The organism is Flavonifractor plautii ATCC 29863, assembly GCF_000239295.1.
GTDB lineage: Bacteria > Bacillota > Clostridia > Oscillospirales > Oscillospiraceae > Flavonifractor > Flavonifractor plautii.
Window position 1 is genome coordinate 1 of sequence record NZ_JH417655.1, and the last position, 2494, is coordinate 2494.

The following is a 2494-nucleotide window of genomic DNA, read 5'->3' on the forward strand; positions in this document are numbered from 1 at the left end:
GTGGAGTAGGGAGGCACCGCCTTGCCATATTACTATGGTAGGTTCGCACCACCCTCTCCGGGAACCGGACTTACATCTCTCAATGTATCCGGCTCTGTTATCGTTCGGTCAGCAGTTACTCACTGGTTGTGGATTGCAACATGGCATTTTTTGCACACAACCAGCGTTTTACGCCGTTTTGCAATCATTGCAACCTCCCATGCCTGCTTGCCCTTAAGGTTTTTGAGCTTGTTGACATGGTGAACTTCGTAACAATCGCTCTCGGTCGTACCGCATAGCTCACAGACCTTTGCTTTCAATCTCTGCTCCAAGGCTGTTCGGGAATATCCGTACTCCACCGCAGCATTGCATACGATGTCCGTCGGATTGGCCTTATCCTTGCAATCGGAGTATTTTGCAAAATAGCATCGTTTTTGCCCCGTTTTGGTTTCGTAGGGGATTCCCCATTCTCCGTAGTGGTCTTTGAATTTCTCAACCACCTTGGCTATGGTGCATTTATGCTTACTTGCGAGGGTTTTGAGGCAACTGTATTCCATGAGATAGGAAAAGTAGCACAGTTTATAAAAATTGCTGGCAATTCCATAGTAGTTGCAGATTCCCCGCAGTTCCGCATTGTAGGCAGAAACGATTTCCAAATCTGTGAGTCGCAAAAGAGATTTACGGCGGACAGGCATGAGTTTCCCATCCGGTTTCTGTATCGCAATTTCCTTGGCGAAAATGAAGCTGTGAATCTTATCATCGAATGGGATAGACAGTTCACAGGAATTGTTGAGGGTGCGTTTTGTCTTTTTGCCTGGCCCACCATGCTTGATAATGCTGCTTCTGCGAACACGAACATCATACCCCAAAAATCTTGCCCTTTCGCTGCTATGAGTGATGAGTGTTTTTTCTTCGCTGAGTTCCATCTTTAAGGTTTCACGGATAAACTCAGAAAGTTTACTCTTTATCCACTGGCAGTCCTCTTGACTTCCTTTCACACCGAGAATAAAGTCATCCGCATAGCGGATATACTTGATGCACTTTTTTGTCTGAGCTGTACAGGGCATTTTCAGCATGAGCTTCCGCTTTTCGTTGTATTCGGAAAGCAGTTGTTCTCTTTCTGCCCCGGTGCGTCTGCCGATGTGATAGGAAAGTTTCTGGAGGTCATTGCTTAGGAGGCGATATTCTGTCCTGACAGGCTCTTGCCCATGGGTATCAAATTCGCTTTTCAGCTTCATTACAAATTTGTCCAGCTCATGCAGATAGATGTTAGCAAGGAGCGGAGAAATGATACCGCCCTGTGGAGTACCACTGTAGGTTTTGTGATATTTCCAATCCTCCAAATATCCAGCCTTTAGAAATTTGTAAATCAGCTTTATCAACCGGGCATCCTTGATTTTACTATGAATCAAGCCTACAAGAACGCTGTGGTCGATATTGTCAAAGCACCCTTTGATGTCACCCTCCACGAACCAACGCATACCATTGAACTCCATTTTTAAGGATTTCAGTGCGGTATGGCAGCTCCTTTTGGGTCTGAATCCATGAGAAACTGGCAAGAAAACAGGCTCATACACCGCTTCGAGAACCATCCGCAGAACTTCCTGTACCAGCTTATCTGTGAATGTCGGGATTCCCAGAGGTCGCTTTTTCTTGGGATTGTTCTTCTTCTGGATATAGGTTCTTCTGGCGGGTGTGGGCTGGTAGGTTTCATCAGCGAGCCTTTGGATGATATTTGCGATTTTGGCTTCGCTGAATCCATCTGCCGTGTCATCGTTTGCACCCTTAGTTGCGGCACCACTGTTGGCATACAGATTTTTATATGCCAGAAAATACAGGTCTGGCCTCAGCATATAGCGATGCAGTCTGGTAAAAATTTCATCTTTATTTGCGAGTGAGTTTCTACTGATTCTTGCTAAAATTTCGGTTGTTGGTTGCATTTTGAGGTTTTCCTCCCTAATCAACTTTTCTTTTAGTACACAATAACTACGCCCCTTCGCCATGTGAGGGTCATTACCCCTCTCGGACTACTACGGGCGTTCCGTGCCCATGCAGGATTTTCAGGCTCTACAGCCATAGCCGAATTTTCACCTCCTTCGGTTGGCGTTCCTGTTTAGGGCATCCCCAGTTAGCGTTGAGCATAGGCAAATGTGGATTGTCGGTCTCCGCTTTCGTTTCCTTGCCATAGGTTCTCCTACAGATTGCACACCGTTTTTGATAACCGATTGATTGACACCTATAACCAATCGCCAGTGTGCCAGAGGTTACAGATACTTTCCTCCGCCTGACCGATAACAGAAATTAGAAACTTGCGTTCAGTAAACCCAACTTAAGCCTCATATCCACTTAACATTGCAGTTCAGTCGCACCAAGTTATCTTTAGGTGACTTACTGCTTTCCTGCCGTGCTGTGTTCCCGTTTCAGCTTTCGCCTTTCGGTTAGGCAGGTTGTTTCCCGTGTTATCTTACGGGGTAGTGCCTTACACTACTTTGCTCAACGCCCTATCTGGGCGCAC

Annotated in this window: 1 protein-coding gene; it reads right to left on the reverse strand. The window is 46.2% G+C overall.

Going from position 1 to position 2494, the window contains the following annotated elements; genetic code table 11:
* Positions 1-119 precede the first annotated feature (119 nt).
* Entirely contained in the window at positions 120-1919 is a 1800-nt protein-coding gene (locus HMPREF0372_RS02610) for a reverse transcriptase/maturase family protein (protein ID WP_039996555.1), read from the reverse strand.
* Between the last annotated feature and the right edge of the window lie 575 nt (positions 1920-2494).

What these genes read in the sequence shown, in the direction of transcription:
- HMPREF0372_RS02610 (WP_039996555.1), bottom strand. Translation starts at nt 1,919, where the DNA reads ATGCAACCAACAACCGAAATTTTAGCAAGAATCAGTAGAAACTCACTC.